At 63.0% G+C, this 26,217-nt stretch carries 31 protein-coding genes; 20 read left to right on the top strand and 11 right to left on the bottom strand.

The features are described 5' to 3' along the window. The first annotated feature begins 219 nt into the window (after positions 1 to 219). Positions 220 to 747 carry a lactoylglutathione lyase gene (gloA, locus tag ACNQPL_RS17245; protein WP_416467341.1) on the top strand — a complete coding sequence of 176 codons (528 nt, stop codon included), beginning with the start codon at positions 220 to 222 and terminating at the stop codon, positions 745 to 747. Positions 748 to 856: 109 nt separating this feature from the next. Next, on the top strand, positions 857 to 1,099 hold the full coding sequence (locus tag ACNQPL_RS17250; protein WP_346612982.1) for a hypothetical protein: 243 nt from the start codon (positions 857 to 859) through the stop codon (positions 1,097 to 1,099). Between the two features lie 104 nt (positions 1,100 to 1,203). On the opposite strand, the gene ACNQPL_RS17255 is transcribed toward ACNQPL_RS17250, so the two are convergent. Then, positions 1,204 to 2,025, bottom strand: a complete 822-nt coding sequence (locus ACNQPL_RS17255) for a shikimate 5-dehydrogenase (protein ID WP_346612981.1) — start codon at positions 2,023 to 2,025, stop codon at positions 1,204 to 1,206. 162 nt (positions 2,026 to 2,187) lie between these two features. On the opposite strand from ACNQPL_RS17255, the gene ACNQPL_RS17260 reads away from it, so the two are divergent. The 3 genes from ACNQPL_RS17260 (at position 2,188) to pbpG (ending at position 3,969) form a co-directional block, all read left to right on the top strand. After that, on the top strand, positions 2,188 to 2,523 hold the full coding sequence (locus ACNQPL_RS17260) for a hypothetical protein (protein ID WP_416467342.1): 336 nt from the start codon (positions 2,188 to 2,190) through the stop codon (positions 2,521 to 2,523). 94 nt (positions 2,524 to 2,617) lie between these two features. After that, entirely contained in the window at positions 2,618 to 2,800 is a 183-nt protein-coding gene (locus ACNQPL_RS17265; RefSeq protein WP_346612979.1) for a hypothetical protein, read from the top strand. Positions 2,801 to 3,042: 242 nt separating this feature from the next. Continuing rightward, positions 3,043 to 3,969: a D-alanyl-D-alanine endopeptidase gene (gene pbpG / locus ACNQPL_RS17270; protein ID WP_346612978.1), complete on the top strand. Its 927-nt coding sequence runs from the start codon at positions 3,043 to 3,045 to the stop codon at positions 3,967 to 3,969. A gap of 49 nt (positions 3,970 to 4,018) precedes the next feature. Here the strand turns inward: pbpG and ACNQPL_RS17275 are convergent, their stop codons facing one another. Continuing rightward, positions 4,019 to 4,468 (bottom strand): hypothetical protein, encoded by a 450-nt coding sequence (locus tag ACNQPL_RS17275; protein WP_416467343.1) that lies wholly within the window; start codon positions 4,466 to 4,468, stop codon positions 4,019 to 4,021. A 199-nt stretch (positions 4,469 to 4,667) separates the two neighbouring features. On the opposite strand from ACNQPL_RS17275, the gene ACNQPL_RS17280 reads away from it, so the two are divergent. From ACNQPL_RS17280 to ACNQPL_RS17320, 9 genes are all read left to right on the top strand, one after another. Then, positions 4,668 to 6,002, top strand: a complete 1,335-nt coding sequence (locus tag ACNQPL_RS17280) for a lysine N(6)-hydroxylase/L-ornithine N(5)-oxygenase family protein (RefSeq protein ID WP_416467345.1) — start codon at positions 4,668 to 4,670, stop codon at positions 6,000 to 6,002. Between the two features lie 176 nt (positions 6,003 to 6,178). Further along, positions 6,179 to 7,372 (top strand): PepSY domain-containing protein, encoded by a 1,194-nt coding sequence (locus tag ACNQPL_RS17285; protein ID WP_346612975.1) that lies wholly within the window; start codon positions 6,179 to 6,181, stop codon positions 7,370 to 7,372. After that, positions 7,369 to 7,908 carry a thiamine pyrophosphate-binding protein gene (locus ACNQPL_RS17290; RefSeq protein WP_416467346.1) on the top strand — a complete coding sequence of 180 codons (540 nt, stop codon included), beginning with the start codon at positions 7,369 to 7,371 and terminating at the stop codon, positions 7,906 to 7,908. The genes ACNQPL_RS17285 and ACNQPL_RS17290 overlap by 4 nt, the downstream gene beginning before the upstream one ends. Continuing rightward, the gene (locus ACNQPL_RS17295) at positions 7,905 to 8,225 is read left to right on the top strand and encodes a hypothetical protein (RefSeq protein WP_346612973.1); all 321 of its coding nucleotides are present in this window, start codon (positions 7,905 to 7,907) and stop codon (positions 8,223 to 8,225) included. Before ACNQPL_RS17290 ends, ACNQPL_RS17295 begins: the two co-directional genes overlap by 4 nt. Positions 8,226 to 8,236: 11 nt before the next feature. Further along, a complete protein-coding gene (locus ACNQPL_RS17300; RefSeq protein WP_416467372.1) occupies positions 8,237 to 8,806 on the top strand; it encodes a DUF6162 family protein in 570 nt (189 codons plus the stop codon). Positions 8,807 to 8,823: 17 nt separating this feature from the next. Further along, complete coding sequence (locus ACNQPL_RS17305; RefSeq protein ID WP_346612972.1) at positions 8,824 to 9,726, top strand: metal ABC transporter substrate-binding protein; 903 nt, start codon at positions 8,824 to 8,826, stop codon at positions 9,724 to 9,726. Continuing rightward, positions 9,723 to 10,469, top strand: coding sequence for a metal ABC transporter ATP-binding protein (locus ACNQPL_RS17310; protein WP_416467348.1), 747 nt, complete (start codon positions 9,723 to 9,725; stop codon positions 10,467 to 10,469). Before ACNQPL_RS17305 ends, ACNQPL_RS17310 begins: the two co-directional genes overlap by 4 nt. After that, positions 10,469 to 11,368: a metal ABC transporter permease gene (locus tag ACNQPL_RS17315; RefSeq protein ID WP_346612970.1), complete on the top strand. Its 900-nt coding sequence runs from the start codon at positions 10,469 to 10,471 to the stop codon at positions 11,366 to 11,368. Before ACNQPL_RS17310 ends, ACNQPL_RS17315 begins: the two co-directional genes overlap by 1 nt. After that, positions 11,365 to 12,234 (top strand): metal ABC transporter substrate-binding protein, encoded by an 870-nt coding sequence (locus ACNQPL_RS17320; RefSeq protein ID WP_416467350.1) that lies wholly within the window; start codon positions 11,365 to 11,367, stop codon positions 12,232 to 12,234. The genes ACNQPL_RS17315 and ACNQPL_RS17320 overlap by 4 nt, the downstream gene beginning before the upstream one ends. Positions 12,235 to 12,345: 111 nt before the next feature. Here the strand turns inward: ACNQPL_RS17320 and ACNQPL_RS17325 are convergent, their stop codons facing one another. The 6 genes from ACNQPL_RS17325 to ACNQPL_RS17350 form a co-directional block, all read right to left on the bottom strand. Next, positions 12,346 to 13,398 (bottom strand): DUF1615 domain-containing protein, encoded by a 1,053-nt coding sequence (locus ACNQPL_RS17325; RefSeq protein ID WP_416467351.1) that lies wholly within the window; start codon positions 13,396 to 13,398, stop codon positions 12,346 to 12,348. 26 nt (positions 13,399 to 13,424) lie between these two features. Further along, entirely contained in the window at positions 13,425 to 13,976 is a 552-nt protein-coding gene (locus ACNQPL_RS17330) for a hydrolase (RefSeq protein WP_416467352.1), read from the bottom strand. A gap of 57 nt (positions 13,977 to 14,033) precedes the next feature. Beyond that, on the bottom strand, positions 14,034 to 14,753 hold the full coding sequence (locus ACNQPL_RS17335) for a thioesterase II family protein (RefSeq protein ID WP_387528173.1): 720 nt from the start codon (positions 14,751 to 14,753) through the stop codon (positions 14,034 to 14,036). Next, on the bottom strand, positions 14,750 to 14,971 hold the full coding sequence (locus ACNQPL_RS17340) for an MbtH family protein (RefSeq protein ID WP_003256222.1): 222 nt from the start codon (positions 14,969 to 14,971) through the stop codon (positions 14,750 to 14,752). Before ACNQPL_RS17340 ends, ACNQPL_RS17335 begins: the two co-directional genes overlap by 4 nt. Before the next feature lie 108 nt (positions 14,972 to 15,079). Then, positions 15,080 to 15,481 (bottom strand): hypothetical protein, encoded by a 402-nt coding sequence (locus ACNQPL_RS17345; RefSeq protein ID WP_416467353.1) that lies wholly within the window; start codon positions 15,479 to 15,481, stop codon positions 15,080 to 15,082. Positions 15,482 to 15,556: 75 nt separating this feature from the next. Continuing rightward, on the bottom strand, positions 15,557 to 16,441 hold the full coding sequence (locus ACNQPL_RS17350; protein ID WP_346612964.1) for a LysR family transcriptional regulator: 885 nt from the start codon (positions 16,439 to 16,441) through the stop codon (positions 15,557 to 15,559). A 146-nt stretch (positions 16,442 to 16,587) separates the two neighbouring features. On the opposite strand from ACNQPL_RS17350, the gene ACNQPL_RS17355 reads away from it, so the two are divergent. Beyond that, entirely contained in the window at positions 16,588 to 17,607 is a 1,020-nt protein-coding gene (locus ACNQPL_RS17355; protein ID WP_416467354.1) for an alpha/beta hydrolase, read from the top strand. A 500-nt stretch (positions 17,608 to 18,107) separates the two neighbouring features. Here ACNQPL_RS17355 and ACNQPL_RS17360 read toward each other — a convergent pair whose 3' ends face one another. Next, a complete protein-coding gene (locus tag ACNQPL_RS17360) occupies positions 18,108 to 19,505 on the bottom strand; it encodes a PAAR domain-containing protein (RefSeq protein WP_416467355.1) in 1,398 nt (465 codons plus the stop codon). A gap of 97 nt (positions 19,506 to 19,602) precedes the next feature. Further along, positions 19,603 to 19,896, bottom strand: a complete 294-nt coding sequence (locus ACNQPL_RS17365) for a DUF1330 domain-containing protein (RefSeq protein ID WP_346612961.1) — start codon at positions 19,894 to 19,896, stop codon at positions 19,603 to 19,605. A 78-nt stretch (positions 19,897 to 19,974) separates the two neighbouring features. On the opposite strand from ACNQPL_RS17365, the gene ribBA reads away from it, so the two are divergent. The 5 genes from ribBA to ACNQPL_RS17390 all read left to right on the top strand — a co-directional run bounded on the left by ribBA (position 19,975) and on the right by ACNQPL_RS17390 (position 25,243). Further along, the gene (gene ribBA, locus ACNQPL_RS17370; protein WP_416467356.1) at positions 19,975 to 21,096 is read left to right on the top strand and encodes a bifunctional 3,4-dihydroxy-2-butanone-4-phosphate synthase/GTP cyclohydrolase II; all 1,122 of its coding nucleotides are present in this window, start codon (positions 19,975 to 19,977) and stop codon (positions 21,094 to 21,096) included. A 223-nt stretch (positions 21,097 to 21,319) separates the two neighbouring features. Continuing rightward, positions 21,320 to 22,345, top strand: a complete 1,026-nt coding sequence (locus ACNQPL_RS17375) for a polyamine ABC transporter substrate-binding protein (RefSeq protein WP_387528189.1) — start codon at positions 21,320 to 21,322, stop codon at positions 22,343 to 22,345. Then, positions 22,342 to 23,259 carry an ABC transporter permease gene (locus ACNQPL_RS17380; RefSeq protein WP_387528192.1) on the top strand — a complete coding sequence of 306 codons (918 nt, stop codon included), beginning with the start codon at positions 22,342 to 22,344 and terminating at the stop codon, positions 23,257 to 23,259. The genes ACNQPL_RS17375 and ACNQPL_RS17380 overlap by 4 nt, the downstream gene beginning before the upstream one ends. A gap of 6 nt (positions 23,260 to 23,265) precedes the next feature. Further along, a complete protein-coding gene (locus tag ACNQPL_RS17385) occupies positions 23,266 to 24,075 on the top strand; it encodes an ABC transporter permease (RefSeq protein WP_346612957.1) in 810 nt (269 codons plus the stop codon). A 19-nt stretch (positions 24,076 to 24,094) separates the two neighbouring features. Continuing rightward, complete coding sequence (locus ACNQPL_RS17390) at positions 24,095 to 25,243, top strand: ABC transporter ATP-binding protein (RefSeq protein ID WP_416467357.1); 1,149 nt, start codon at positions 24,095 to 24,097, stop codon at positions 25,241 to 25,243. A gap of 78 nt (positions 25,244 to 25,321) precedes the next feature. Here the strand turns inward: ACNQPL_RS17390 and ACNQPL_RS17395 are convergent, their stop codons facing one another. Then, on the bottom strand, positions 25,322 to 26,068 hold the full coding sequence (locus ACNQPL_RS17395) for an outer membrane beta-barrel protein (RefSeq protein WP_346612955.1): 747 nt from the start codon (positions 26,066 to 26,068) through the stop codon (positions 25,322 to 25,324). Between the last annotated feature and the right edge of the window lie 149 nt (positions 26,069 to 26,217).

Genomic DNA, 26,217 nt, shown 5'->3' on the forward strand with positions numbered 1-26,217 from the left:
AAACGTCAACACTTGCTTCACACTTTTTTCACAACGGCTGGCTCAGTATCGAGACAGCTAAAGGACTAGCGACCCCATCACGCGCCCGCACATGCGGGCCTCTCTTCCAGCGCCCTGCCTTGTGCAGGGCGCTTTCATTTGCGCAATCGCTTCACTGCCGTATCATGGCCCCCTGTCTGTTCCGCTGGCCCCGCTGCCAGCCTCGTCTCTGGAGTACCCATGAGCCTGCACGATCTGCAAACCCTGCCAGGTGTCACCGCACAGCCTGACGCCGCTACCGCCAACTTCGTCTTCAACCACACCATGCTGCGGGTCAAGGACATCGAGAAATCGTTGGATTTCTACACCCGCGTGCTGGGCTTCCGCCTGGTCGATAAACGGGACTTCCCGGAAGCGGCCTTCAGCCTGTACTTCCTGGCGCTGGTCGACCCGGCGCAAATCCCTGCCGATGACGCCGCGCGCCACCAGTGGATGAAGTCAATCCCTGGCGTGCTGGAGCTGACCCACAACCACGGCACCGAGAACGACCCGGAGTTCGCCTACCACAACGGCAACACCGACCCACGCGGCTTTGGCCACATCTGCATCTCGGTGCCGGATGTGCGCGTTGCCTGTGCACGCTTCGAGGCACTGGATGTACCGTTCCAGAAGCGCCTGGCCGATGGCCGCATGAACCACCTGGCGTTCGTCAAGGACCCGGACGGTTACTGGGTCGAAGTGATCCAGCCAGCCGAACTCAAAGGCTGAGCACGCGTTGCGAGCCTCGTCGGCTCGCGCTCGTCGGGCCGGGAACTCCCGGCCCCTTGCTGTGGTATATGAAGGTAAGCGCTTCACTAGCCACAGCGAGGTAAGGACGATGCAATCTCTTCACTGTGAATACCGCGACCACACCATCACCGCCAGCGTGATGCCTCACCCAGACTCCCCTCTTCCCTATGCGGCCGGCTGCCTGATCACCGACCCTGAAGGCCACACCAGCAGACGATTGTCGATGCCGATGAAGTTCTTCTCAGACCTTGAGCACGCTCAGCATGTGTCCTTGGCGCATGGCAGGGCCTTGGTGGATCAACGGCTGGACGAAGGGCATAAAGCCTTCTGAGGTGCTGGCAGCACTGGCCTCTTCGCGGGGCAAGCCCGCCCCCTCAGGAAGTATGAACACCTGTGGGAGCGGGCTTGCCCCGCGAAGGGGCCGGCGCAGGCAAACTAGATATCCCGCGCGTAAGCCACGGCAGCGTCAACCTGCTCCGCCGTCGGCCGCACCCCGGTATACAACACAAACTGCTCCAGCGCCTGAAGTGCAATCACCTCCAAGCCGGTGATCACCGGTTTGCCCAACGCCTGGGCCCGGCGAATCAGTGGCGTCAGCGCCGGCATCGCCACCACATCGAACACCCGTTCGGCTGCTGCTATGGCGGCCTCGCTGAAGGCCAGCTCCTGCGCTTGCGGGCCGCCCGCCATGCCAATTGGCGTCACGTTCACCAACATTGGCGGGCAACGATCACCCAGCTCGGCCACCCAGCGATAACCACACACGTCCGCCAGTTGCCGCCCGGCCTGCTCGTTGCGCGCCACGATGATGCCTTCCTTGAACCCCGCATCGCGCAGCGCGCTGGCAACCGCCTTGGCCATGCCGCCACTGCCGCGCAGGGCAAAGGCAGTGGCCGGGTCGACACGATGCTGTTCGAGCAATTGGCGCACCGCAAGGTAGTCGGTGTTATAGGCCTTGAGGTGGCCGTCGCAATTGACCAGTGTGTTGACCGACTCGATGGCTGCGGCTGACGGGTCAACCTCATCGACCAATGCCAGGCAGGCCTCCTTGTACGGCATCGAAACCCCGCACCCCCGAATGCCCAACGCCCGGATGCCCGCCACAGCAGCGGGCAGGTCAGCCGTGCTCATCGCCTTGTAGTAATAATCCAGGCCCAACTGCTGGTAGAGATGGTTATGAAAGCGCACCCCAAAGGTACCCGGCCTGCCGGCCAGGGAAATGCACAGTACCGTGTCTCTGCTGGGAGTTACCGTCATAACCTGCTCCTTGTTCATAACCTGAATCGTTTATTCAGCGTAACAGAGGCCACCACTGGTCGTCGCTTACACAACCTTTACCATTTCCCTGTGCTCAGCTGACAGATACCCGAGTCATATTGATAAGGCCCCAAGCGCGGGGTTTTATCACGAGGTAGTCACATGAACCGTCTTGTTCCTGGAATCGCCCTGCTGGTCGGTGCCCTGGCCATCAGCGGGCATGCATCCGCCCACGGTGGCGGCGGTGGCTGGTATGGCCCAGGCCCCCTGTTGGGTGCTGCTGTGGTCGGGGCAGTGGTCGGGGCGACGGTTTCCGGCGGCCATGACCGTACTGTCTATGTCGAGCGCCAGCCCGCTTACTATCCGCCACCCCCGGTATACGTGCAGGCGCCGCCGCCTCCAGTGTACTACCAGCCCTATTACGTTCCGGCTCCACCGCCGCCGGCCTATCGCGTTTATGGCCCGCCACCGGTGTACTACGGCCCGCCACGCTGGTAACTGTTGATAAAGCTAATGAGCACTATTGAGCAAGTTGATTTCAAACCGGACCGGCTGCTGCGTAAGGTAGGGCCATGTTTTACAGGAGGTCCACATGGCCACTATCCATATCATGTCCGTTGTCGGCAGCGCCGTCCCGTCTACCCTGCGTGAAAAGGGCCTGCTGGCTTGCTGGTACCTGGTCAGCAACGGCGAAGCGGTGAGCGGCCCATTGGCCACCCGCGCGTCTGCCCAGGCGCTTGCCGAACAGCTCCAAGCCGACTGCCTGATCGCTTGACCGAATTTGTTGTGCGTTGCTCCCTACGCCTGTTCTGACCCGCCGCTTGGCGGGTCTTTTTTTGCCCGACCAAACCGACGAACGGATGCGGCAAAACCGTTACAGCATGAAGCTTTTTTCATATCGATGGGGTGGTGTAACGAGCAATCGACAGCCGTTAAGCCATACTCCACAATGCGAGCGTTTTTTGGGGGAAAACCCTTGCACAGCCAACGACATACCAACTTTTAGTGAGCCTCAACGTGAAAACATCCCTGTCCATCCTCAGCCTGCTGCTGTTGCTCACAGGTACCGCGACCCTCCCGTCGACCGCTGCTGCACAACCCCCTGCCCAGGTTCAACGCGACCCTTCAAAGCTGCATCTGGCTTCCGGCAGCGCCCTGCTGATCGACCTGAACACCAACCAGGAACTGTATTCGAGCCACGCCGACCGCGTGGTGCCGATCGCCTCGGTGACCAAACTGATGACGGCGATGGTGGTGCTGGACGCCAAGCTGCCCATGGATGAGATGCTCACCATGACCATCGCCAACAACCCGGACATGAAAGGCGTCTACTCGCGCGTACGCCTGGGCAGTGAGCTGAACCGCCGCGAAACCTTGCTGATCACCTTGATGTCGTCGGAAAACCGCGCCGCCACCACCCTGGCCAACCACTACCCCGGTGGTTACCCGGCATTCATCAAGGCGATGAATGCGAAGGCCCGCAGCCTGGGCATGGCGCATACCCGTTACGTGGAGCCGACCGGCCTGTCGACGCAGAACGTTTCCAGCGCCCGCGACCTCGCCAAGCTGCTGATGGCATCACGCAAGTACCCGATGCTGAGCGAGCTGTCGACCACCCGCGAGAAAACCGTGGCGTTCCGCAAGCCCAACTACACGCTGGGCTTCCGCAATACCGACCACCTGGTGAACAAGAGCAACTGGGACATCAAACTGACCAAGACCGGCTTCACCAATGAAGCCGGCCATTGCCTGGTACTGCTGACCCGCATGGATAACCGCCCGGTGGCCATGGTGATCCTTGACGCCTTCGGCAAGTACACCCACTTTGCCGATGCCAGCCGCATGCGCCAATGGCTGGAAACCGGCGCAGCCAAGCCGGCACCGGCAGTGGCGATGCAGTACAAGTCGGACCGGCAGACCAAAAGCCGGTTGGCTTCGGACTAACCGCTGCGGGCCATTCGCGGGTTAGCCGCGAATGGCCCATGCAACCCCTTCACGCCTGCGTGCTGACCATCCCGCCAGCACTGCTGCCGCCGGTCTTCTGCAACGCTTCGAGCAGTTGTGCCGTGGCAGTCATGATCTCGCCATTGATCGTGGCAATACTTGCCTGCTTGCCCGTCACTGCGGCCAACTTGGCCGTCTCGTCCATCTTCTGCGCCATCAGATTGGCCAGTTGCTTTTGCTCATCGGCCAACTGCTTCTGCAGCTTCTTGATCATCTCGCGCAGTTGCTTGATGTGTGCGGGCTCGGAACTCTCGTCGCTCTGCTGCGCACCTTGCGCGCCGCCGCCGCCCTGAGCCCTCGCGGTTTCCGTTGACGCGGCCTGGGCGCCGCTCTTCTGTGCGTCGTCGGTTTTTTCGGTTTCACTGCCGCTGGCAGCCTGGGCCGTGCTTGCAGCCTGCACCGATGCCGTGTTGATGGTGACCGCTGAGATGCCTGTCATGTTCGAGCCCCTGCCTTCAAATAGGTCCTTGCGTTGACCCCACTATCGGCACGGCTGCGCAATTCTTTAGGGCTGCAGCTCATCGCCTGCGCGGCGCTTCAGTAAATTCCCCACCACGTGGCTCGTTCCAACCAATGTACTCGCGCAGGAGCCGGAGCACCGGCGGGCGCCCACATTCGACCGTTATGGAATCGCAGCCATGAGCCAGTCTTCAAACACGGAAACCATCAAGGATCTGATCGGCGTCGGCTTCGGCCCGTCCAACCTGGCCTTGGCCATCGCCCTGGAAGAGCTCGCGCAGACCCACGGCCATGCCCTCGACGCACTGTTCATCGACAAGCAGAAGGAATACCGCTGGCACGGCGAAACCCTGGCCACCCAGAGTGAGCTGCAGATCTCTTTCCTCAAGGACCTGGTCTCGCTGCGCAACCCCACCAGCCCCTACAGCTTCGTCAATTACCTGCACCAGAAGCAACGCCTGGCCGACTTCATCAACCTCGGCACCTTCTATCCCTGCCGCCTGGAGTACAACGACTACCTGCGCTGGGCTGCCGAGCATTTCGCCACCCAGGCCGTGTACGGCGAAGAAGTGCTGCGTATCGAGCCGGAAGTCAAAGCCGGCCGGGTCGAGCACCTGCGCCTGGTATCACGCGATGGAGAAGGCCGCGAATACAGCCGACGCACCCGCTCGGTGGTGGTCGGCAGCGGCGGCACGCCGAAAATTCCGGAAAAGTTCGGTGCGTTCAAGGATGATCCTCGTGTGTTCCACCACTCACGGTATTTGAGCAGCCTCAACAAACTGCCGTGTGCCGAAGGCAAGCCGATGCGTATTGCGGTGATCGGCTCCGGCCAGAGCGCTGCCGAAGCGTTCATCGACCTCAACGACAGCTACCCGTCGGTAAAGGTCGACATGGTGCTGCGTGGGTCCGCGCTCAAACCGGCTGACGACAGCCCATTCGTCAACGAGATCTTCTCGCCGGACTACACCGACCTGGTCTTCAACGAACCCGCTGACCAGCGCGCCAAGCTGCTGGGTGAATATCACAACACCAACTACTCGGTGGTCGACCTGGACCTGATCGAGCGCATTTACGGCATCCTCTACCGCCAGAAGGTGTCCCATCAGTTCCGCCACAACGTGCTGTGCCGTCGCCACGTGGACGCTGTAGTCGCCACCCGCGAGGGCATCGAGCTGACCCTGCGCGACCTGGCCACCGGCCAACAGCAGACGCACCGTTACGACGCGATCATTCTCGCCACCGGCTACGAGCGCCGCTCACACCGCGACCTGCTCGCACCGCTGGCAGGCTACCTGGAAGACTTTGCCGTCGACCGCAACTACCGCGTACTCGCGAGCCAGGACCTGCAAGCATCGGTTTACCTGCAAGGATTCTGCGAAAACAGCCATGGCCTGAGCGATACCCTGCTCTCGGTGCTGCCATCGCGTGCAGCCGAAATCGGCCAGGCCCTTTACCACGACCTGGCTCGCCAACAAGGCAAAGCGCAACCCGTGGCCGCCCTGACCAGCGCCTGATCTCCCCGCGCAGCCGTTCACAAGCCGGCACGGTGCCTCGCGCACCTGCCGGCTTTGTGCTTTCCGAAACATTTGCTTGCATTTAAATCGGCAGGATTTCCATTCTCATTCGTCTTTATAAATGCAGCCCCAGTGGTTGGGCATAAGCTCGACCCTCATTTTCAGAAGACCGACTGATGGCCAAATCACCGAAAAAATCCAAGTCCAAGCTGTGGTTCCTGGTCCACAGCTGGCTCGCCCTGCCGATCTGGTTCTTCGTCCTGATCGTCTGCTTCACCGGCATGCTCGCCGTGGTCAGCCAGGAAATCGTCTGGCTGGCCAACCCCGATGTGCGTGCCAGCCAGCCCGACGACAGCGCCGAACGCCTGAGTTTTCAGCAAGTGCTGGACGCTCTTAACCAGGCCGAACCCGACATGTCCGTGCGCTCGTTGAGCCAGCCCGATGGCTCGCATTTCGCCATCAAGGCACGTGTGACCCTCGCCGATGGCACCACGCCGACGCTGTACGTCAACCCATACACCGGGGCGATCCAGGGCAAGATGCCTGACTTCAACTTCGAGGCATTCACCCGTGCCCTGCACGGCTGGTGGCTGGTGCCATTCACCAACGGGTACAGCTGGGGCTGGTACCTGGTGTCGCTGCTGGGCTTGCCCATGCTGGCATCGCTGGTCACCGGCCTGGTCGTGTACAAGAAGTTCTGGAAAGGCTTTTTCAAACCCGTGCGCACCGGCCACGGTTCGCGCATCTTCTGGGGCGACCTGCATCGCCTGGCCGGCGTCTGGTCCATCTGGTTCATCGCGGTCATTTCGATAACCGGCATATGGTTCTTGATCCAGGCGATCCTCGGCGACAATCACATCACCATTTCCAGCGAACCGGTGGTACCGGTGATTGCCCGTGAGCAGGTGCCGCAGAGCACCGATGGCAGCCCCGCGCCACGCATCGACCTGGACGAGGCCGTGCGCATCGCCGGCCTGGCCATCCCGGGCGTCGACATCAGCTTAATCTCGCTGCCTGCCACCGCCTACAGTCACATCGACCTGGGTGGGCGCGGCTGGTACCCGCTGATGTTCCAAAGCGCCGCGGTCAACCCCTATACCCGCGTCGTCGACAGCCAGTTCCTGCTTGGCGACCGCAGCGCCCTGGAGTTCGTCACCGAATCAATGCGGCCTTTGCATACCGGTGACTTCGGCGGCCTCGCGATCAAGCTGGTGTGGTTCTTCTTCGGCCTGGTCCTGACGCTGATGGTCTTGAGCGGCCTGCTGATCTGGACCAAACGCACCGCACAGGCCACCGCTGCTGCACTCAAGCGCAGCGAACGGGCACCCCGTGCGCGGGCCAGCGACATCACTGCGGAGATTCAGCCATGAACCAGGCCCGAGCCCTACCCGCCACACCGCTGAAACAGTTCTGGCTGAAGTGGCGCTTCCACCTGAACATCCTGCTGATCCTCATCCCGCTGGATTTCATGCCCAAGTACTTCGCCGACGCCAGAATGTTCCGCGGCGATGCCGGGCTGGGGGTGAACCAGATCAGCGATATCCAGGTCGGGCCATACAGCCTGGACCTGGCCGAACTGCGTGACGAGGCGCCCCGCGCCGACGGCCCGGCCGGCCATTTCAAAGCCTTCAATGCTGCGTTGTGCAAGGCCTGCACCAATGAGGTGAAGGCCGTCTACCTGCGCATCGGCAAACCCCGCAGCCTGCGTGCAGCCGGCACCATCTTCTTCGGCGCGCCGTACCGCATGGGCACCAACCTGCCGGTACCACCACGCACCCGGCCCGACGCGCAGGTGTGGGTCACCATCGAAGGCTGGGACGGCAGCATGCACCAGGCGTCGGTCCCGCTCGCCAAGGCTTCGCCGGCCACCGTGGCCTGGCTCGAGAAACAAGGAGGCAAACCATGAAACACCTGATGCGCAGGCTCGCCCTGCCCCTACTGATGCTGGCCGCAGGCCCTGCCCTGGCCCACAACCCGATGTGCGAATGCAAAGCGGTCGACGCCGGCCAGGTGAAATGCACCGGCGGCTTCTCCGACGGCAGCGGCGCCCCGGGGGTGACCCTGGACGTGATCGGCTACGACGAGCAGGTACTGGTCGGCGGCAAGCTCGGCGAGGATTCGACGCTTACCTTCAAGCGCCCGGACGGTGAGTTCTACGTGCTGTTCGACGCCGGCCCCGGCCACGTGGTGGAAGTCGACTACGCCGACATCGCGCAACCATGAGCGGCCCGACCCTGAGCCGCACCCAGGTGGTGCGCCCCGCCGGAGCCGGGCATGAAACCCTGTATGTGCTGCTGGTCAGCCTGCTGATCGTGATCGTCGCCGCCACGGTGGTGCTGCTGCGGGGTGAGCGCGAGGACGAGCAAGCCATCGCCAGCCATCAGATCGACGCCCGCCGCGACCTGACGGCCGCCGAACAGGGCATCTACACCGACCTGCTGGTAGCGTTCGATGAGGTCCAACTGCTGCGCGAAGAAAACGCTGCGGTCCCTGGCGTAGAAGCCTTGGCCGAAGAAGGCCTGCCACCGTTCGTGAAGGACGCAGGTAGCCAGAGCCGTGGCAGCCACCAGTGGCAATGGCTGCAGGCCGGCGCTTATCTCGGCCGCAGCCAGGCGCCGCAGGTGGCCGGCAGCTTCCTGCTGATCTTGCCGGGCGACAGCAACGGCCAGGCCGATGTCTGGCTGCGCCGCGACAGCGCCGCCGTGGTGCCGGACGACCTCGGCCAGGCCGCGCTGATCGCCGCCGGCTGGCAGCAAGTGGTCAGCCATTACGACGCTGGTGTCACCCGCGAACACCGTCATTGAACCCAAGGAATTTCCCCATGTTCCGCTCTGCATTCGCCCTGCTCCTGGCCTTCGCCCTGCCGGCCCTGGCCCTGGCCGACACCGGCAAGCCCCTGCGCATCGGCATCACTCTGCACCCGTATTACAGCTACGTGAGCAACATCGTCGGTGACAAGGCCGAGGTGGTGCCGCTGATTCCAGCAGGCTTCAACCCGCATGCCTACGAGCCACGGGCTGAGGACATCAAGCGCATCGGCAGCCTGGATGTGGTGGTGCTCAACGGTGTAGGCCATGACGATTTCGCTGACCGCATGATCGCCGCCAGCGAAAAGCCTGACATCAAGACCATCGAAGCGAACCAGAACGTGCCGTTGCTGGCAGCCACCGGCATCGCCGCGCGCGGTGCGGGCAAGGTGGTCAACCCGCATACCTTCCTGTCGATCAGCACCACCATCGCCCAGGTCAACAACATCGCCCGCGAACTTGGCAAGCTCGACCCCGACAATGCCAAGTTCTATACCCAGAACGCCCGCGCCTACGCCAAGCGCCTGCGCACCTTGCGCGCCGAGGCGCTGGCCAAGGTCACCGAGGCCCCGGGCGCCAACTTTCGCGTTGCCACCATTCACGCCGCCTACGACTACCTGGTGCGCGACTTTGGCCTGGAGGTCACCGCCGTGGTCGAGCCTGCCCACGGCATCGAGCCGAGCCCGGCGCAACTGAAGAAAACCATCGACCAGCTCAAGGCGCTGGACGTCAAGGTGATCTTCTCGGAGATGGACTTCCCGTCGGCCTATGTCGAAACCATCCAGCGCGAATCGGGCGTGCGCCTGTACCCGCTTACGCACATTTCCTACGGCGAATACACCCCGGAAAAATACGAAGTGGAGATGAAGCGCAACCTCGACACGGTGGTCCGCGCGATCCAGGAGAACCGCGCATGACCGCTGCCGCCAACCTCGTGACGCACGGCGGGCCACGCATCGAGTTCGCTGGCATCGACCTGACACTCGGCCGCACGCGCATCCTCGAACAGGTCGCTTTCAGCGTCACCGCTGGCAGCGTGCACGCCATCGTCGGGCCCAACGGCGGCGGCAAGAGTTCGCTGATCAAGACCCTGCTCGGTCAGATGCCCCACCACGGCCAGCTGACCCTGGACTGGCCGGGTGAGCAGCAGGTGATCGGTTACGTGCCGCAAGCGCTGGAGTTCGACCGTGGCCTGCCGATGACCGTCGACGACTTCATGGCCGCGATGTGCCAGCGGCGCCCGGCCTTCCTCGGCCTGTCGCGCCGCGTGCAGCCGGCCATCGATGCGGCGCTGGCACGGGTGGGCATGCTCGACAAGCGCAAACGGCGCATGGGCGCGCTGTCGGGCGGCGAGCGCCAGCGCGTGCTGCTGGCCCAGGGCCTGATCCCCGAACCGCAGTTGCTGGTGCTCGACGAACCCATGTCGGCGCTGGACGAAGCCGGCATTCAGGTGTTCGAACAGTTGCTGCATGGCTGGCGCCAGGCCGGCACCACCGTGCTGTGGATCGAACACGACCTGCAGGCGGTGCTGCGCCTGGCCGACCGGGTCACCGGCCTGAGCCGCCAGGTATTGTTCGACGCCCCACCGGCACAAGCCCTGACCCCGGAGCGGCTGCTGAGCCTGTTCTCCGTCCACCCGCGCAGCGAGAGCGTCGCCTGATGAGCTATGAAGCATTTCGCCAACTGGTCCAGGAATGGGCCAGCGCTGGCTTCCTGCCGGAGGCGCTGGCCTACGGTTTCGTGATCAACGCACTGGTCGCCGGGCTGATGATCGGGCCGGTACTGGGCGGCCTTGGCACCCTGGTGGTGGTCAAGCGCTTTGCCTTCTTCTCCGAAGCGGTCGGCCATGCCGCCCTGACCGGCGTGGCCATCGGCATCCTGCTTGGCGAGCCCTACACCGGCCCCTATGGCAGCCTGTTCGGCTACTGCCTGCTGTTCGGCATCTTGCTGAACTTCCTGCGCAACCGCACCGGGCTGTCGCCTGACACGCTGATCGGGGTATTTTTGTCGGTGTCGTTGGCGCTGGGTGCGAGCCTTTTGCTGATGCTGGCCGGCAAGATCAACGTGCATATCCTCGAGAACGTGCTGTTCGGTTCGGTACTGACCGTCAGCGCCCACGACCTGGTGGTGCTTGGGGTGGTCGCAACCCTGGTACTGGCGCTGGCCCTGCCACTGTATAACCGCATCATCCTGGCCAGCTTCAACCCGCAACTGGCGGCGGTACGTGGCGTGGCGGTGAAGACCCTGGACTACCTTTTCGTGGTGCTGGTGACACTGGTCACGGTCGCGTCGGTGAAGGTGATCGGGGCGATCCTGGTCGGTGCGCTGCTGGTGATCCCGGCGGCAGCCGCGCGCCTGGTCAGCCAGTCGCTCAAGGGCTTCTTCTTCATCTCGGTGCTGATTGCCACACTGAGCACGCTGCTGGGCATCCTGCTGCCGATCGTCTTCGACCTGCCAGTGCCCTCGGGCGCGGCGATCATCCTGGTCGCCGGCATCTGCTTCGCCCTCGCAGCCCTCGCCCGCGCCCTCGTCCCACGCCTGCAAGGAAACCCGGCATGAACCTGAAACAGCTGACTTTGGCGCTGGCCCTGGCCGGCCTGCCTGCGCTCTCATCTGCCACGCAAGTGCTGACCACCCTGCCGGTCACCCACAGCCTGGCCAGCGCCTTGCTCGACGGCACCTCGGTGCAACTCAAGCGCGCCGCCCCGGCCAACCTGCCGGCCAGCCGCCAACCTTCCTACTTCAGCAGCCGTGGTGGTGATAGCCTGGCCAAAGCTGCGCAGCAGGCGGATGCGGTGATCGGTGTGCGCTCGATCTGGCGCGACGACCCGCTGTACCCGATGGCCCGGCGCAGCAATATCCGCATCGTCGAGATCGATGCCGCGCGGCCGGTTGACGGCGCCCTGCCGGGTATCGCGGTGAGTGGCGACGACGCCTACGGCGCCTACCCCTGGCTGAACCCGACCAACCTGGGGCGCATGGCCGACGTATTGGCCAATGACCTGGAGCGCCTGGCGCCTGCCGACAAGGCGAAGATCCAGGGCAACCTGGCGGGGCTCAAGCGCCAGTTGCTGGAGCTGACAGCCAATAGCCAGACCCAGTTGGCCAAGGCCGACAACCTGACCGTGGTCAGCCTGTCCGAGCGGCTGGGTTACCTGGCCAGCGGCCTGAACCTGGATGTGGTGGAGCAGGCGCTGCCGGCCGACGGCAAATGGGATGACGCGGCGCTCGAGGCGCTGGCCGAGAACCTCAAGGAGCAGGACGTTGCGCTGGTGCTGGACCACCGGCAACCGGATGCGCAGGTGGCCGAGGTGATCAAGGCTAGCGGGGCCAAACTGCTGGTGGTCGAAAGCGACCCCGAAGATGCAGTGGGCGGGCTCAAGGCCAGTGTCGATCAGGTGGTCGGGGCACTGAGCGAAGGATGATGCTGCCTGGCCTGGCCCTTTCGCGGGGCAAGCCCGCTCCCACAGGGTATTTGCAGTGGACTTGTGGGAGCGGGCTTGCCCCGCGAAAAGGCCGGCACTGACACAGCAGATCTAACGCTTCATGCACCGCTGATACCGCTCATCCACCCGCCCTGCAAACCACGCCGTGGTCAGCTTGCGGGTAATCTTCGGGCTCTTCAGTTCGATCCCCGGCAGCCTCGCCCGCGCCACCGGCTTGCCCGCCGCGGCATCAGCCAGCGCGAACACCCCGCTGTACAGCTTGCTGTCCTCGAACGCCAGGCTGTCGCCCAGCGCCAGCTGGCTGCGGATCTGTGGGTTGCGCAGCCCCAGCTTCGCGCCCAGCTTGCGCGCCGCCTGTTCGGTGGTACCTGGCATGATCGCGCCCGGGGCAATCAGGTCGCCATCCAATGCCAACGCCACGCCTGTCACCGAGCTCAATGCAGCTTGAAACGCCGCATTGCGGCTGGCGTACCAACCGGCGTTGAAATCGGCAAAGCGATAAAGCTGACGATCGTAGTGGGCGGGGTAGCCGAGCAAATGGCCGATGCCGAAGTACATACCGCCTCGCCGACTGAAGACTTCCTGGCGAATCGTGCCGTCGTAGGTGTAGGGATAATCCTTGGCGTGCTGCTCGGCAAACTCGACACTGACCTGCATCGGGCCGCCGGTGTGCACCGGGTTGAGGCCGCCGAGCAACGTCTTGCCCAGCGGCAGGCCGGCGATGAACTCGTCGTACAGGGCACTCAGCTGCCGCTCACTGCGCACCGCGAGCAGCCGCTGCTGGTAGGTCTTGCCATTGCCCGACGGTGTCTTCAACGCGCCGTCGACCAGCAAGCCCGGAATATGCAGGCTGGCTGCACGGCGGTCGATTTCTGCACGGGCGATGCGCCCCAGGTTTGGCACCTGCGGGTCGGCATTGAAGGTCGACTCCTGTTCGGTCACCGCCAGCACCGCGCACAGGTTGCTCTTGCTCGGCGCAATGCGCTGGGCTTCGAACGCCACCTGGATATCCTTGGCCCAGCCTTCGCGGTCCTTGGCCTGGGGGGGCAGCAAGCGCATGAGCTGGGCGCGTACCTTGGCAGGGTCGGCTTCGGGCTCTTCCTCGCGGCGCCCGGCGCAGCCCTGCAGCAGCGCCAAGGCCATCAGCCCCGCTGCCAACAGCCGCCCGTTCAGGGCTGATCACCGACCATGTAGGTCTTGCTGATGTGGCGGAAACGAGGGTGGCTGGCGCTGCCCATCAGCTCGAACAGGACCATTTCACGGGTGACGATGTGCGCCCCGGCCTGGCGCATGCGCGCAAGCCCCGCCGCCTTGTTAGCCGGGGTACGGCTGTCGCAGGCATCTTCGACCACGAACACCTGCTTGCCCAGGCCCAGCAGGCCAAGGACGGTCTGCAGCACGCAGACGTGGGTTTCCATGCCGCAGACGATCACGTGCTCACGGGCCAGCAGGCTGGCGGGCAGGCACTGCGCCGCGACGCAGGAAAAGTGGCTCTTCTCCACCACCTCGGCCGCCGGGGCCGCGGCAATGAGCTCAGGCAGGGTGTGGCCCAGGCCTTTGGGATACTGCTCCGAGATCACGATCGGCAGCTCCAGTTCGGCACTCGCGGCCAGCAACCAGCGCGCACGGGCGCGGGTGCCCTCGGCGTCGCTCATGGCGCCGATGAGTTTTTCCTGGATGTCGACGACCAACAGCGTGGCCTTGTGAGGGTCGATCAGCATGGTCTGCCTCTTGCCTGGGAAAAGCCCTAGCCTCCCCCAGGCAAGCGGCGGCGTCAATCAGGCCGAACGCCTGAGCGGCTCCAGCGACGCAGCCAGCGCAGCGAGTACGCGGTCCTCGTGCTCATGGATGAAGAAGTGGCTGCCAGGGAACATCCGCAAGGTGAATTCACCGTGGGTTTCTTGCCCCCAGGCCAGCAACTGCTCCTCGCTGGCCCGGTCATCTTCACCGCCTAACACGTGCAGCGGGCACGCCAAGGCGGGCCGCTGGCGGTAGGCATAGCGGCCGCAGAGCAAAAAGTCGGCGCGCAGGATCGGCAACGTCAGGCTCATCAGCTCGGCGTTGGCCAACACTTCTTCCGGGGTGCCATTGAGCTCGCGCAGCTCGTTCCTCAGCTCATCGTCAGACTTCGGGTCGCGCCAATTCTTGCCGTCGTAATCCTCACGCCGGGTCGGCGCTGCGGTACCGCAGGCGAACAACGCCCGTGGCGGCGGGCAGCCCAGCGCCTGCAGCTCGTGGGCCAGCTCGAAGGCCAGCAACGCGCCCAGGCTATGGCCCAACAGTGCATACGGCGCCGCAGCGGCCAGGCGTTGCTCGGCTGCCAGTTGCCTGGCAAGGGCCTGCATGTCGGTGTGCAGCGGCTCGCCCATGCGCGCACCGCGCCCGGGCAATTCGACAGGGCGCAGCTGAATCCAGGCCGGCAGCTTGCGCCGCCAGCGACTGTAGACCATGGCGCTGGCGCCTGAATACGGCAGGCACAGCAGGTTGAGTACGGTCACTGGGCAGCGGCTTCAGCCATCTTCTGACGCAGGCTCAGCGGGCGCATGTCGGTCCAGACCTCGTCGATGTAAGCCAGGCAGTCCTTCTTCAGGCCGCTCTTGCCCACAGCACGCCAGCCGTTGGGGATCGCCTTGTAGTCGGGCCAAATGGAATACTGCTCTTCGTGGTTGACCACTACCTGGAACTGGATATCGTCGCGGTCGAAAACGGAAGTCATTGCCTGTCTCCTTGAGTGATAGATGCCCACGTGCGCTTGGCGTAGGGCGGCTCTCAGATAGACGTAGGAAGCTTCCGGAAAATTAGGGGCTGTTTTTGGCGTAGCAGCTCACGCCCCGCCAAGCAAATCATGCGCATCCAGCAACCGGTACGCCACCTCGGGGTTGCGCTCCAGCCCCCGCCGAATCGCCGCAGGAATCGACTGCCGGGTCTTGCGACATAACCCCGCCTGCTGATCCAACTCAATGACAATACCGCGCATCGTGCGCACTTCGTTGAACCCGGGCGCAATGCGCACGCGGATACCCAGGTTTTCGTACATCCGTTTCTGCAGCCGCTGCAGGTCTTCCAGGTCTTTGAGGTTTTCCAGGCGTTCGAGCAGCCGCTTCTCCTCCTGCCGGGTGAGCAAGAGGATGCGCTGCGCCGCCGACGGGTGCTCGTCCAACCGTTCGCGGCCGCAGTCACAGGCGCCAGGCGGGCACGGTTGGCGTAGGGAAGGTGCTGTGCTCATGGGCCCAAGCATAGCCTGAACGCACCCATTTGCGCCTCTGCCAGCAAAGGCCGCTCCTGCGAATCAGCCCCAGCGTTACAACTGCACCAAGCGCTCCCGCAAGAACGCCACGAACCCTTGCACCGGCCTCGCTACCTGCCGGTGCTGCGGATACACCGCCGACAACTGCAGCGCCGGCGGCGTCCAGGCGTCCAGCACGCGCACCAGGCGCCCATCGGCCAGCGCCTGCCCGACGATAAACGTCGGCAGGTAAGTCACCCCCATGCCGGCTATCGCCGCATCCCGCAGCAACTCGCCATTGTTGGCCCGCATCCGCCCGGCCACCGCAATCGCCTGCGCCTTGCCGCCGTGCTTGAACTGCCACTGCACCTGCCGTGAATGCCCGTAGGGCAGGCAATCGTGCCCGGCCAGTGCTTCTGGCAGCGCTGGCGTACCCCGCGCGTCGAGATAGCCGGGGCTTGCGCAATACACCCGTTCGACACTGGCGATGCGCCGCGCAATCAAGCTGGAATCTTCCAGCGCACCGATGCGCAAGGCCAGGTCATAGCCTTCACCGATCAGGTCCACGGCCCGGTCGCTAAGGTCCACTTCCACGTCTACCAGCGGGTGCAAACGCAGGAATTCGGTCAGCAGGCAACCCAGGTGCGCGATGGCAAACGACAGCGGTGCACTCAGCCGCAAAGTGCCGCGCAGGGCCTGATCCTGGCCGCTGATGTCGTGCTCCACCTGCTGCACTTCACCCAGCAGGCGCAGCGCCGACTGGTAGTAGTGCTGGCCCAGCGGCGTGGCGTCAAGGCGCCGGGTAGAGCGGTTGAGCAAGCGCACGCCCAGGCGGTCTTCGAGTTGCATCAGGCGCCGGCTGACGGATTGCTTGGACATGCCCAGGCGGTCTGCGGCCGCAGTAAAGCTGCCGGCTTCCATGACCTGGGCAAAGATCCGCATGTCTTCGTAGGGGTTCATTGTCTCGCTCTTGGTGACAGTAAAACGCTTTATAACGGCTTTTTCCCATCCGTGCATCTGCCTAATCTACTCACAAGTCGCAGCGATGGCCCTGAAGGCCAGGCAAGACGGCCACCCACAGCATTTGCACAGAAAAGGATTCGCGCATGAACATTGTCCACAAAACCCTCACCGCCAGCCTCCTTGCCTTGTCCGTGTCCAGCGCTTTCGCTGCAGGCAGCCCAGGCGTCGAGCACCACACCCAGGCCTTCCTCGAAGCCCTGGAAAAAGGCGGCGGCAAGCCGCTCGAGCAACTCAGCCCGAAAGACGCCCGCGCCGTGCTGACCGGCGCCCAGGCCTCGGTCAAGGTCGACCTGTCGGGCATCGAAGTGCAAGAACGCACCCTCCAGGCCAACGGCGAGTCGATCAAGCTGCAAATTGTGCGGCCAGCCAACGCCAAGGGTGAACTGCCGGTGTTCATGTTCTTCCACGGTGGCGGCTGGGTGCTGGGCGACCTCCCGACCCACCAGCGGCTGATCCGCGACCTGGTGGTCGGCTCCGGCGCAGTGGCGGTCTATGTGGACTACACGCCGTCACCCGAAGCGCACTACCCCACCGCGATCAATCAAGCCTATGCCGCGACCCGCTGGGTGGCCGAGCATGGCAAGGAGATCGGCGTGGACGGCAAGCGCCTGGCGGTGGCCGGCAACAGCGTCGGCGGCAACATGGCCGCAGTGGTAGCGCTCAAGGCCAAGCAGGCGGGTACCCCGAAGCTGCGCTTCCAACTGCTGCTGTGGCCGGTGACCGATGCCAGCTTCGAGACCGGGTCGTACAAGCAGTTTGCCGAAGGGCACTTCCTGACCACCGGGATGATGAAATGGTTCTGGGACAACTACACCCTTGATAACAAGGCACGTGAACAGATCTACGCCTCGCCGCTGCGGGCCAGCAGCGAGCAGCTCAAAGGCTTGCCACCGGCGCTGGTGCAAACGGCCGAGTTCGATGTGTTGCGCGACGAAGGCGAGGCTTATGCGCGCAAGCTGGATGCGGCAGGGGTGGCGGTGACCTCGGTGCGCTACAACGGGATGATTCATGACTATGGGCTGTTGAACCCGTTGAGCCAGGTGCCTGAGGTGAAGGCGGCGATGCGCCAGGCGGCTGGAGAGTTGAAGGTGCATTTACAGTAATGCGCTAGAAAAAAGACCCGCGTGAGCGGGTCTTTTAGGTTTTGCAATCTACCCAATTCGAGCAACGTGCCACCGACGACCTGACGGCGGCTTTCCGCCCTCAGTGCAGCCGCGTAATTTACATGTCTACGAAAACAACGCCAAGGATCGACCATAGTGCGCCAGCAACCATCAGTCCCATTGCTACGCTCATTCGCCGCCGCAAATATTCTGGAAACTGGTCATTATCGTCAGGATGCAACTGGCCACGGCGGATGAAAAGATTAGGCCATAGCATTGCACTGCTCATCCCAGCTACAACCATGAATCTCGCACGTAGGCTCAGCGTTCCTGAAAAGTGTGTCTCCTCTACCAGCAACGAGCTGCGCCTGAACGCGTGACACATAACCATGAAATGCCGCGAACCGGCGATGTAGAAATCAATCGCTAATCCTATAACAATCATTCCCAGAGGGCAGCACAAGAAGGCTAAGCGTGCATAAATTGTCCAATCCTCTAACCTAGTTATATATAAACTCATAAATTTGCTCCCCCGCCTTCTCGCCGATTGTCTCTACACCTTTAGATACACCAAAGGCCGTGGCGCCAACTGTGACAATCCCGCAGGCAGCTTTACCCCAAACTCCAAACTTGCACACCGCTACAGCCGCGGCTCTTCCAACTCCCGCGCCCAACGCCCCACCGGCAAGTCCACCTGAGAAACTGCCAGTCTCCGTAAAACGCACTTTCTTACACTCATCTGTCTCACCGGCACGGCAAGCTTCATGTACCTTCAGGTAGGAAGCGCTGGCGCCAAGTCCGACCCCAACCCACCCCCCGTACTTCAGGTATTTGGAGACCTTCGCCACCTCGTCCAGGTGCGTGACGTAACCCGGGATCTGCCCTGGCACACCCGCTTTCTTCCAGTGATGCACCACACTTTTGGTAGAGATCCCGAGATCACGCCGTAAATTGTCGTAGCTTCCCAAGCCTAGCGATTTGTTCAGAAACGCCGTGCGCAATTGGCCATCCAGTTGTTTGTGGAGCTGCTTGCGCAACGCAAAAAATTCAGGGCTGTTCAGATGGCCATGGAGCGCAAATTGGCGTTGGTGTAAAGCTTCGATCCCTTTCAATGTATCCTTTACCTGCGCCAGCCCCTTCTCAAGCATATTCGTGCCCACCCCCATGGACTGGCTCGCACCACTGAGCACCCCGGCAATCTCACCAATGTGCTTCATCATGAAGTTGGCCTCTTCATCTGTAAGGATCGCCAGCGTCGCTCTTGCCTCCTGTGCCACCATCATCAGGTCAGTCTGCGCAGCACTGCAGGAAAACCCGCTGCGGGGGCTGCTGAGCACGAAGATTTCACCCGCCTTGAAACCTTGCGCAGAGCTAGGATTCAAGCGCTGCAACAATGCCACTGGCAGAGGGCTGTTCACCTCCCCAAGGCTCTGAAGCACCTGCTCGAACGACATGCTACGTTGCACAATGTGGAAGCCAGGCTCAAGTGCAGACAATGAGCCAACGGGAGATGCGTGGTACGCCTGAGCTGGGGTTTGCCTTGATGAAGAAGCCGGGTAACGGGCGGCAGGGGCAGGCGATGTAGCCTGGGCAGAACGGCTGCCAGCCCCGTGCACGGCTGACCGCGCAATGATCCGGTTGCTGCCGCTCGGGCAATCACACTTGACGAGCGCCCCATCCACAACAGCCGGTTTACCGCCGATGACGAAAAAACTCACCCCTTCCACGATGATGCCGGCCTTCTCGCACTTCGGGCACTCGGTCGTGGCATCGCCCAGACGCAGCGCACGTCGGTTGTCTCCCCGGTAGCTGGTACTGCTGGCAATACAGACCGCGCCGGTGGTGGTGATATCACCCTCCAGCGCCTGCCCTTTTCCATGTATCGATATGCGCGTCATGACTAGCCTCCTGCCGTAGAACACTGGAAGCTAACACCGGAAACGCATGTATCGACCTGGCGCAACGAAAATCAGAATTGCCCTACAAGCGTTTATCTCAGGGCTCGAACCCTTCGACGATGATGACCTCAGCCTTGGCCACCCCCTGGCGATGGCTGCAGGCGTCCTGATACAGCTCAGAGCGATAACAGGCCACCGCCTGCTCGTACGACTCGAACTCGATCACCACACTGCGCTGCGGCGTCGGCCGCCCCTCCATCGCTTCGCTGCGCCCTCCCCGCGCCAGAAACCGCCCGCCAAACGCAGCAAAGGCCGCAGGCGCCCGTTGGGTGTACTGCTGGTACTGCTCGAGGTCGGTCACGTCCACGTGGGCGATCCAGTACGCTTTCATCCGCTGATCTCCTGTTGCAAAAATATTTATGTATGATGGTATACCATAATAATCACCCTACAACAGTGAGCGTGCAGCATGCCCTTCAACAGCATCGAAGAACTCCTCGAGGACTACCGGCAAGGCAAGATGGTCCTGTTGGTGGACGACGAGGATCGGGAAAACGAGGGCGACCTGCTGATCGCCGCCGAGCACTGTGACGCCCAGGCCATCAACTTCATGGCCCGCGAAGCGCGTGGCCTGATCTGCCTGACGCTGACCGACGAGCATTGCCAGCGCCTGGGCCTGGAGCAGATGGTACCGGCCAACGGCAGCGTGTTCAGCACCGCCTTCACCGTGTCGATCGAGGCCGCCACGGGCGTCACCACCGGCATTTCCGCCGCCGACCGCGCGCGTACCGTCGCCGCCGCCATGGCCGCCGACGCCCGCCCCGAAGACCTGGTACAGCCTGGCCATATCTTCCCCTTGCGCGCCCGTGAAGGCGGTGTGCTGAACCGCGCTGGCCACACCGAAGCGGGTTGCGACCTGGCGCGCCTGGCCGGCTTTGCCCCTGCCTCGGTAATCGTCGAAGTGCTCAACGACGACGGCACCATGGCCCGGCGCCCCGACCTGGAAGTGTTCGCCGCCCGCCACGGCATCAAGATCGGCACCATCGCCGACCTGATCCATTACCGGCTGAGCACCGAGCAGACCATCAAACGCATCGGCGAGCGCGAACTGCCGACCGTGCATGGCACCTTCCGCCTGGTCACCTACGAGGACCGTATCGAAGGCGGTGTGCACATGGCCATGGTGATGGGCGATATCCGCCGCGAGCAGCCGACGCTGGTGCGCGTGCATGTGATCGACCCGCTGCGCGACCTGGTCGGCGCCGAATACGCCGGGCCGGCCAACTGGACGCTGTGGGCGGCGCTGCAGAAGGTTGCCGAGGAAGGCACCGGTGTGGTGGTGATCCTGGCCAACCATGAATCCTCCCAAGCGCTGCTGGAACGTGTGCCGCAGCTGACCCAGCCGGTGCGGCCTTACCAGCGTGGGCAGTCGAAGGTGTACTCGGAGGTGGGTACCGGTGCACAGATTCTGCAGGACTTGGGCGTCGGCAAGCTGCGCCACTTGGGCCCGCCGTTGAAATATGCCGGGCTGGCCGGGTATGAGCTGGAAGTGGTGCAGAGCATTCCGTTCGAGCCAGTGATGGTCAGCTGATACAGGGGCTCTGCAGGCGCGGCGGAGTGATGGCCGGTAGCCTGATGCCTCTTGCCAAAAGTTTGGAATACCATAATATGATATCCCGTAGACCTTAAAATCTCGGGCCGCCACCTACACTTGTTAACGGCCACCGACACTTTGTTTTAGCTGCTCCCCGAATACTGTTGGCGGGCGCACTACCAGCCCCGCCTCGAATAACAAAAGCAACGAGGGCGTAACCATGCTGTTGAGCAAACGTGTAACCGCTGTGCTGTCCGCCAGCCTGCTGACTCTGGCCTGTCAGGCCGTCCAGGCCGCCGACAGCCTCAACTTCGTCAGCTGGGGCGGCACCACCCAGGACGCCCAGAAAGAAGCCTGGGCGGTGCCGTTCAGCAAATCGACCAACATCAAGGTCGTCCAGGACGGGCCCACCGACTACGGCAAGCTCAAGGCCATGGTCGAGAGCGGCAACGTGCAGTGGGACGTGGTCGACGTGGAAGCCGACTTTGCCCTGCGCGCCGCCAGCGAAGGCCTGCTCGAACCCCTCGACTTCAACACCATCCAGCGCGACAAGATCGACCCACGCTTCGTCTCCGATCACGGCGTAGGCTCGTTCTTCTTCTCGTTCGTGCTGGGCTACAACGAAGGCAAACTGGGCGCCAACAAGCCGGTGGACTGGACCGCCCTGTTCGATACCAAGACCTACCCTGGCAAGCGCGCCCTGTACAAGTGGCCGAGCCCCGGCGTGCTGGAGCTGGCCCTGCTCGCAGACGGCGTGGCACCTGACAAGCTCTACCCGCTGGACCTGGACCGCGCCTTCAAAAAGCTCGACACCATCAAGAAAGACATCGTCTGGTGGGGTGGCGGCGCCCAGTCCCAGCAGCTGCTGGCCTCAGGTGAAGCCTCGCTCGGCCAGTTCTGGAACGGCCGCGTCTACGCGCTGCAGCAAGACGGTGCACCGGTTGGCGTGAGCTGGAAGCAGAACCTAGTCATGGCCGATTTCCTGGTCATTCCCAAAGGCGCCAAGAACAAGGACGCGGCCATGAAGTTCCTGGCCAACGCCAGCAGCGCCGAAGGCCAGGCCGACTTCGCCAACAAGACCGCCTACGCGCCGGTCAACGTCGACAGCATCGCCAAGCTCGACAAGGACCTTGCGCAGAACCTGCCGACCGCCTATGCCCAGGATCAAGTCACGCTGGACTTCGCCTACTGGGCGAAGAACGGCCAAACCATCGCCGCGCGCTGGAATGAGTGGTTGGTCAAATGAAAGTCGCCATCAACGCCCTGCACAACGCGCAAGGTGCCCCCACGGGCACCGGCGCCCCGGGAACGGCCCCACGCCGGGTAAGCCTGGGCCAGCGCTGGAAAGGCAGCCGTAACCTGCTGCCTGCCCTGCTGTTCCTGGGGCTGTTCTTCTTCGCCCCGCTGATCGGCCTGCTGCTGCGCGGTGTGCTGGAGCCAGTGCCGGGCCTGGGCAACTACGAGCAGCTGTTCGCCAACTCGGCGTATGCACGGGTACTGTTCAACACCTTCTCGGTCGCCGGTGTGGTCACCCTGATCAGCGTGCTGCTGGGCTTTCCGCTGGCCTGGGCGATCACCTTGGTGCCCAATGGCTGGGGCCGCTGGCTGCTGAACATCGTGCTGCTGTCGATGTGGACCAGCCTGCTGGCGCGCACCTACTCGTGGCTGGTGCTGCTGCAAAGCTCGGGCGTGATCAACAAGGCGTTGATGGCGATGGGCATCATCGATGCGCCGCTGGAAATGGTCCACAACCTGACCGGTGTGGTGATCGGCATGAGCTACATCATGATCCCGTTCATCGTGCTGCCGCTGCAGGCGACCATGCATGCCATCGACCCGATGGTCCTGCAGGCAGGCTCCATTTGCGGCGCCAGCCCGTGGACCAACTTCTGGAAGGTGTTCTTGCCGCTGTGCCGTTCGGGCTTGTTCTCGGGGGCGCTGATGGTATTCGTGATGTCGCTCGGTTACTACGTCACCCCGGCGTTGCTCGGCGGTGCGCAGAACATGATGCTGCCCGAATTCATCATCCAGCAGGTGCAGTCGTTCCTCAACTGGGGCCTGGCCAGCGCCGCCGCCGCGCTGCTGGTGGTGATCACCCTGGTGCTCTTCTACCTGTACCTGAAGCTGCAGCCGGAGTCCCCGGTCGGCAATGCGAGGTAATACGCCATGCTTCTGTCTCCCAACGCCATGGGGCGCCCGCTGCGCACGGGGCTGTACCTGACCACCGGGGTCATCGCGGCCTTCCTGCTGCTGCCGGTGGTGTTCATCATCCTGCTGTCGTTCGGCTCATCGCAGTGGCTGGTGTTCCCGCCGCCGGGGTGGACCTTCAAATGGTATGTGCAGTTCTTCGCCAACCCGGAGTGGATGGATGCCGCCCTGGCAAGCCTCAAGGTGGCCGTGCTGACCACCCTCGCTGCCGTGCTGCTGGGCTTGCCCACGGCGTTCGCCCTGGTGCGTGGCCGCTTCCCAGGCCGCGAGATGCTCTACGGGTTGTTCACCATGCCGATGATCGTGCCGCTGGTGATCATCGCGGTGGCGGTGTACGCGCTGTTTCTCAAGCTGGGCTACACCGGCACGCTGTTCGCCTTCGTGGTCAGCCATGTGATCGTCGCCCTGCCCTTCACCATTATCTCCATCATCAACTCGCTGAAGCTGTTCGACCAGTCGATCGAGGACGCCGCGGTGATCTGCGGGGCCTCGCGCCTGCAGGCGATATTCAAGGTGACCTTCCCGGCGATTCGCCCGGGGATGATCGCCGGCGGCCTGTTCGCCTTTCTGGTGTCGTGGGACGAGGTGGTGCTGAGCGTGATGATGGCCAGCCCCGACCTGCAGACCTTGCCCGTGAAAATGTGGACCACCCTGCGCCAGGACCTCAGCCCGGTGATCGCCGTCGCCTCGACGCTGCTGATCGGCCTGTCGCTGCTGGTCATGGTCATTGCCGCCGCCTTGCGCCGGCGCACCGAAGTCAACGCCTGAGCGCGCGGAGAAAACAACAATGAGTGCAGTGATCAAAGACAACGCGCACAACAAGACCCTGGTCAGCCTGCGCGGCCTGAACAAGCACTACGGCGATTTCACCGCCGTAGACAACCTCGACCTGGAAATCCAGGACGGCGAGTTTCTCACCTTCCTCGGCTCCAGCGGCTCTGGCAAGTCCACCACCCTGTCGATGCTGGCCGGCTTCGAGACCCCCAGCAGCGGCGAGATCCTGGTCGAAGGCCAGTCGCTGGTGAACGTGCCGCCGCACAAGCGCGACATCGGCATGGTGTTCCAACGCTACTCGCTGTTCCCGCACCTGAACGTGCGCGACAACATCGCCTTCCCACTGGCTATCCGCAAACTCGGCGCTGCAGAGACCAGCAAGCGGGTCGACGCCATGCTCAAGCTGGTGCAGCTGGAGCAATTCGCGCACCGCAAGCCCTCGCAGATGTCGGGCGGGCAGCAACAGCGCGTGGCGATTGCCCGCGCGCTGGTCTACGAGCCGCGCATCCTGCTGATGGACGAGCCGCTCGGCGCGCTGGACAAGAAGCTGCGCGAAGACCTGCAGGATGAACTGCGCCAGTTGCATCGGCGCCTGGGCATCACCATCGTCTATGTGACCCATGACCAGGAAGAAGCCATGCGCCTGTCCCAGCGCATCGCCATCTTCAGCCACGGCAAGATCGTCGGCCTGGGCACCGGTTACGACCTGTACCAGAACCCGCCGAATGCCTTCGTCGCCTCGTTCCTGGGCAACTCGAACTTCCTGCAGATCAAGGCCAGCGGCCATGGCGCCGGCAGTTTCGAGGGCCAGCCGCTGGCGATCCGCCTGACACCTGGCCTGGCCGCCGGGCAGGACGCACTGATCATGGTGCGCCCGGAAAAAGCCCTGGCCCTGACCACTGAACAAGCGGCGCGCGAACCGTTGCCCACGGGCTGGAACGAGGTCATCGCGAAAGTCGGCGAAGTGCTGTTCCTTGGCGAAAGCCAGACCTGCCACGTGATGACCCCAGGCGGTACGGAAATGACCGTGAAAGCGTTGTCGGCCACTGGCATGCCGATGCAGCCGGGCGATACCGTGAAGGTGCGTTGGGCGGTAGCGGATGCGTGCATTTACACCGAGTGGGCGCAAAGCGACCTGAGCAAATCGGCAGGGGCGCATTGATCGGCAAGCAACCCTGAATGTACCGGCCTCTTCAAGGCTTGCACCGCGAAGGGGCCGCTACGTTTCAACCCTTCAGGTTCAGAACGACAGGCCCAGTTTGACCCCGTACTCGTCACGCTTGAGTTCGGTGTTGTCTGCCAGCAAGGTGTCTTCGTCCAGCTCGTAGTTGGTGCGGGTGTAATACACCCCGGCATAAATCGGGAAGTCGCCCTGCTGGTTCATCAGCAGGCTGATCTCGGCATACGGGTTGGTGCGGTCCCTCGTGTCCGCCCTGTCGCTGCCGAGTCGTTCCACATCGAGCTTCACCTTGCCATCGATGCTGCGCCGCACGCCAGCCTCCACCCGCAGCGTTGCCGCATCGAACTGATGGTTGTAACCGAGCGCCGCCTTGGCGTAGGGCCCTTTGTAGGTCAAGTCGCTGTCCAGCCTGCGGCCCTCGATTTCGAACCGCGTCCAGGCGTAGCCCGCGCCCACGATCACATCGACAAAGTTGCGCGCATCCAGTGCCGCCCGCCAACCCAGGTCGAGGTTAGCCTGGGCTTCCTTGAGCTTGTTGTCCTTCTGCTTGGTGTATTTGCCTTCTGCACCGACCTGGTAGATGAACCCGGATTCGGCCGTCATCTTGTTACCGAAGTTGGCGAAAACGCCACCCTCACCCACGTGTTCCGACTGGCTTTGCTGCCCCCCATGAAAGTTGAATTCGTCGTAAGCGCCTAACAGGCCAAGGGTGAACAATGGATCGGTGCTGGGTGCGGCAGTGGCCGCCAGAGGTGAACCCATCAGGGCAAGAATGCAGGTATGACGTAACAGATAACGAGTACGCATGCGTGAAGTCTCCATGACAGCGAAACGAATGGCGAACCCTCATTACGAGAATAGCCCCGCCGCGAAAGTTCGGAAAAAAATCATCAAATTCGCCCAACTCTGTGTTTCGTCACACTATTGCCAACCCTCCACATGATTGACGCGCGTGC

Origin of the sequence: Pseudomonas sp. LFS044 (assembly GCF_047978245.1) — a bacterium.
In the GTDB taxonomy this organism is placed as follows: domain Bacteria; phylum Pseudomonadota; class Gammaproteobacteria; order Pseudomonadales; family Pseudomonadaceae; genus Aquipseudomonas.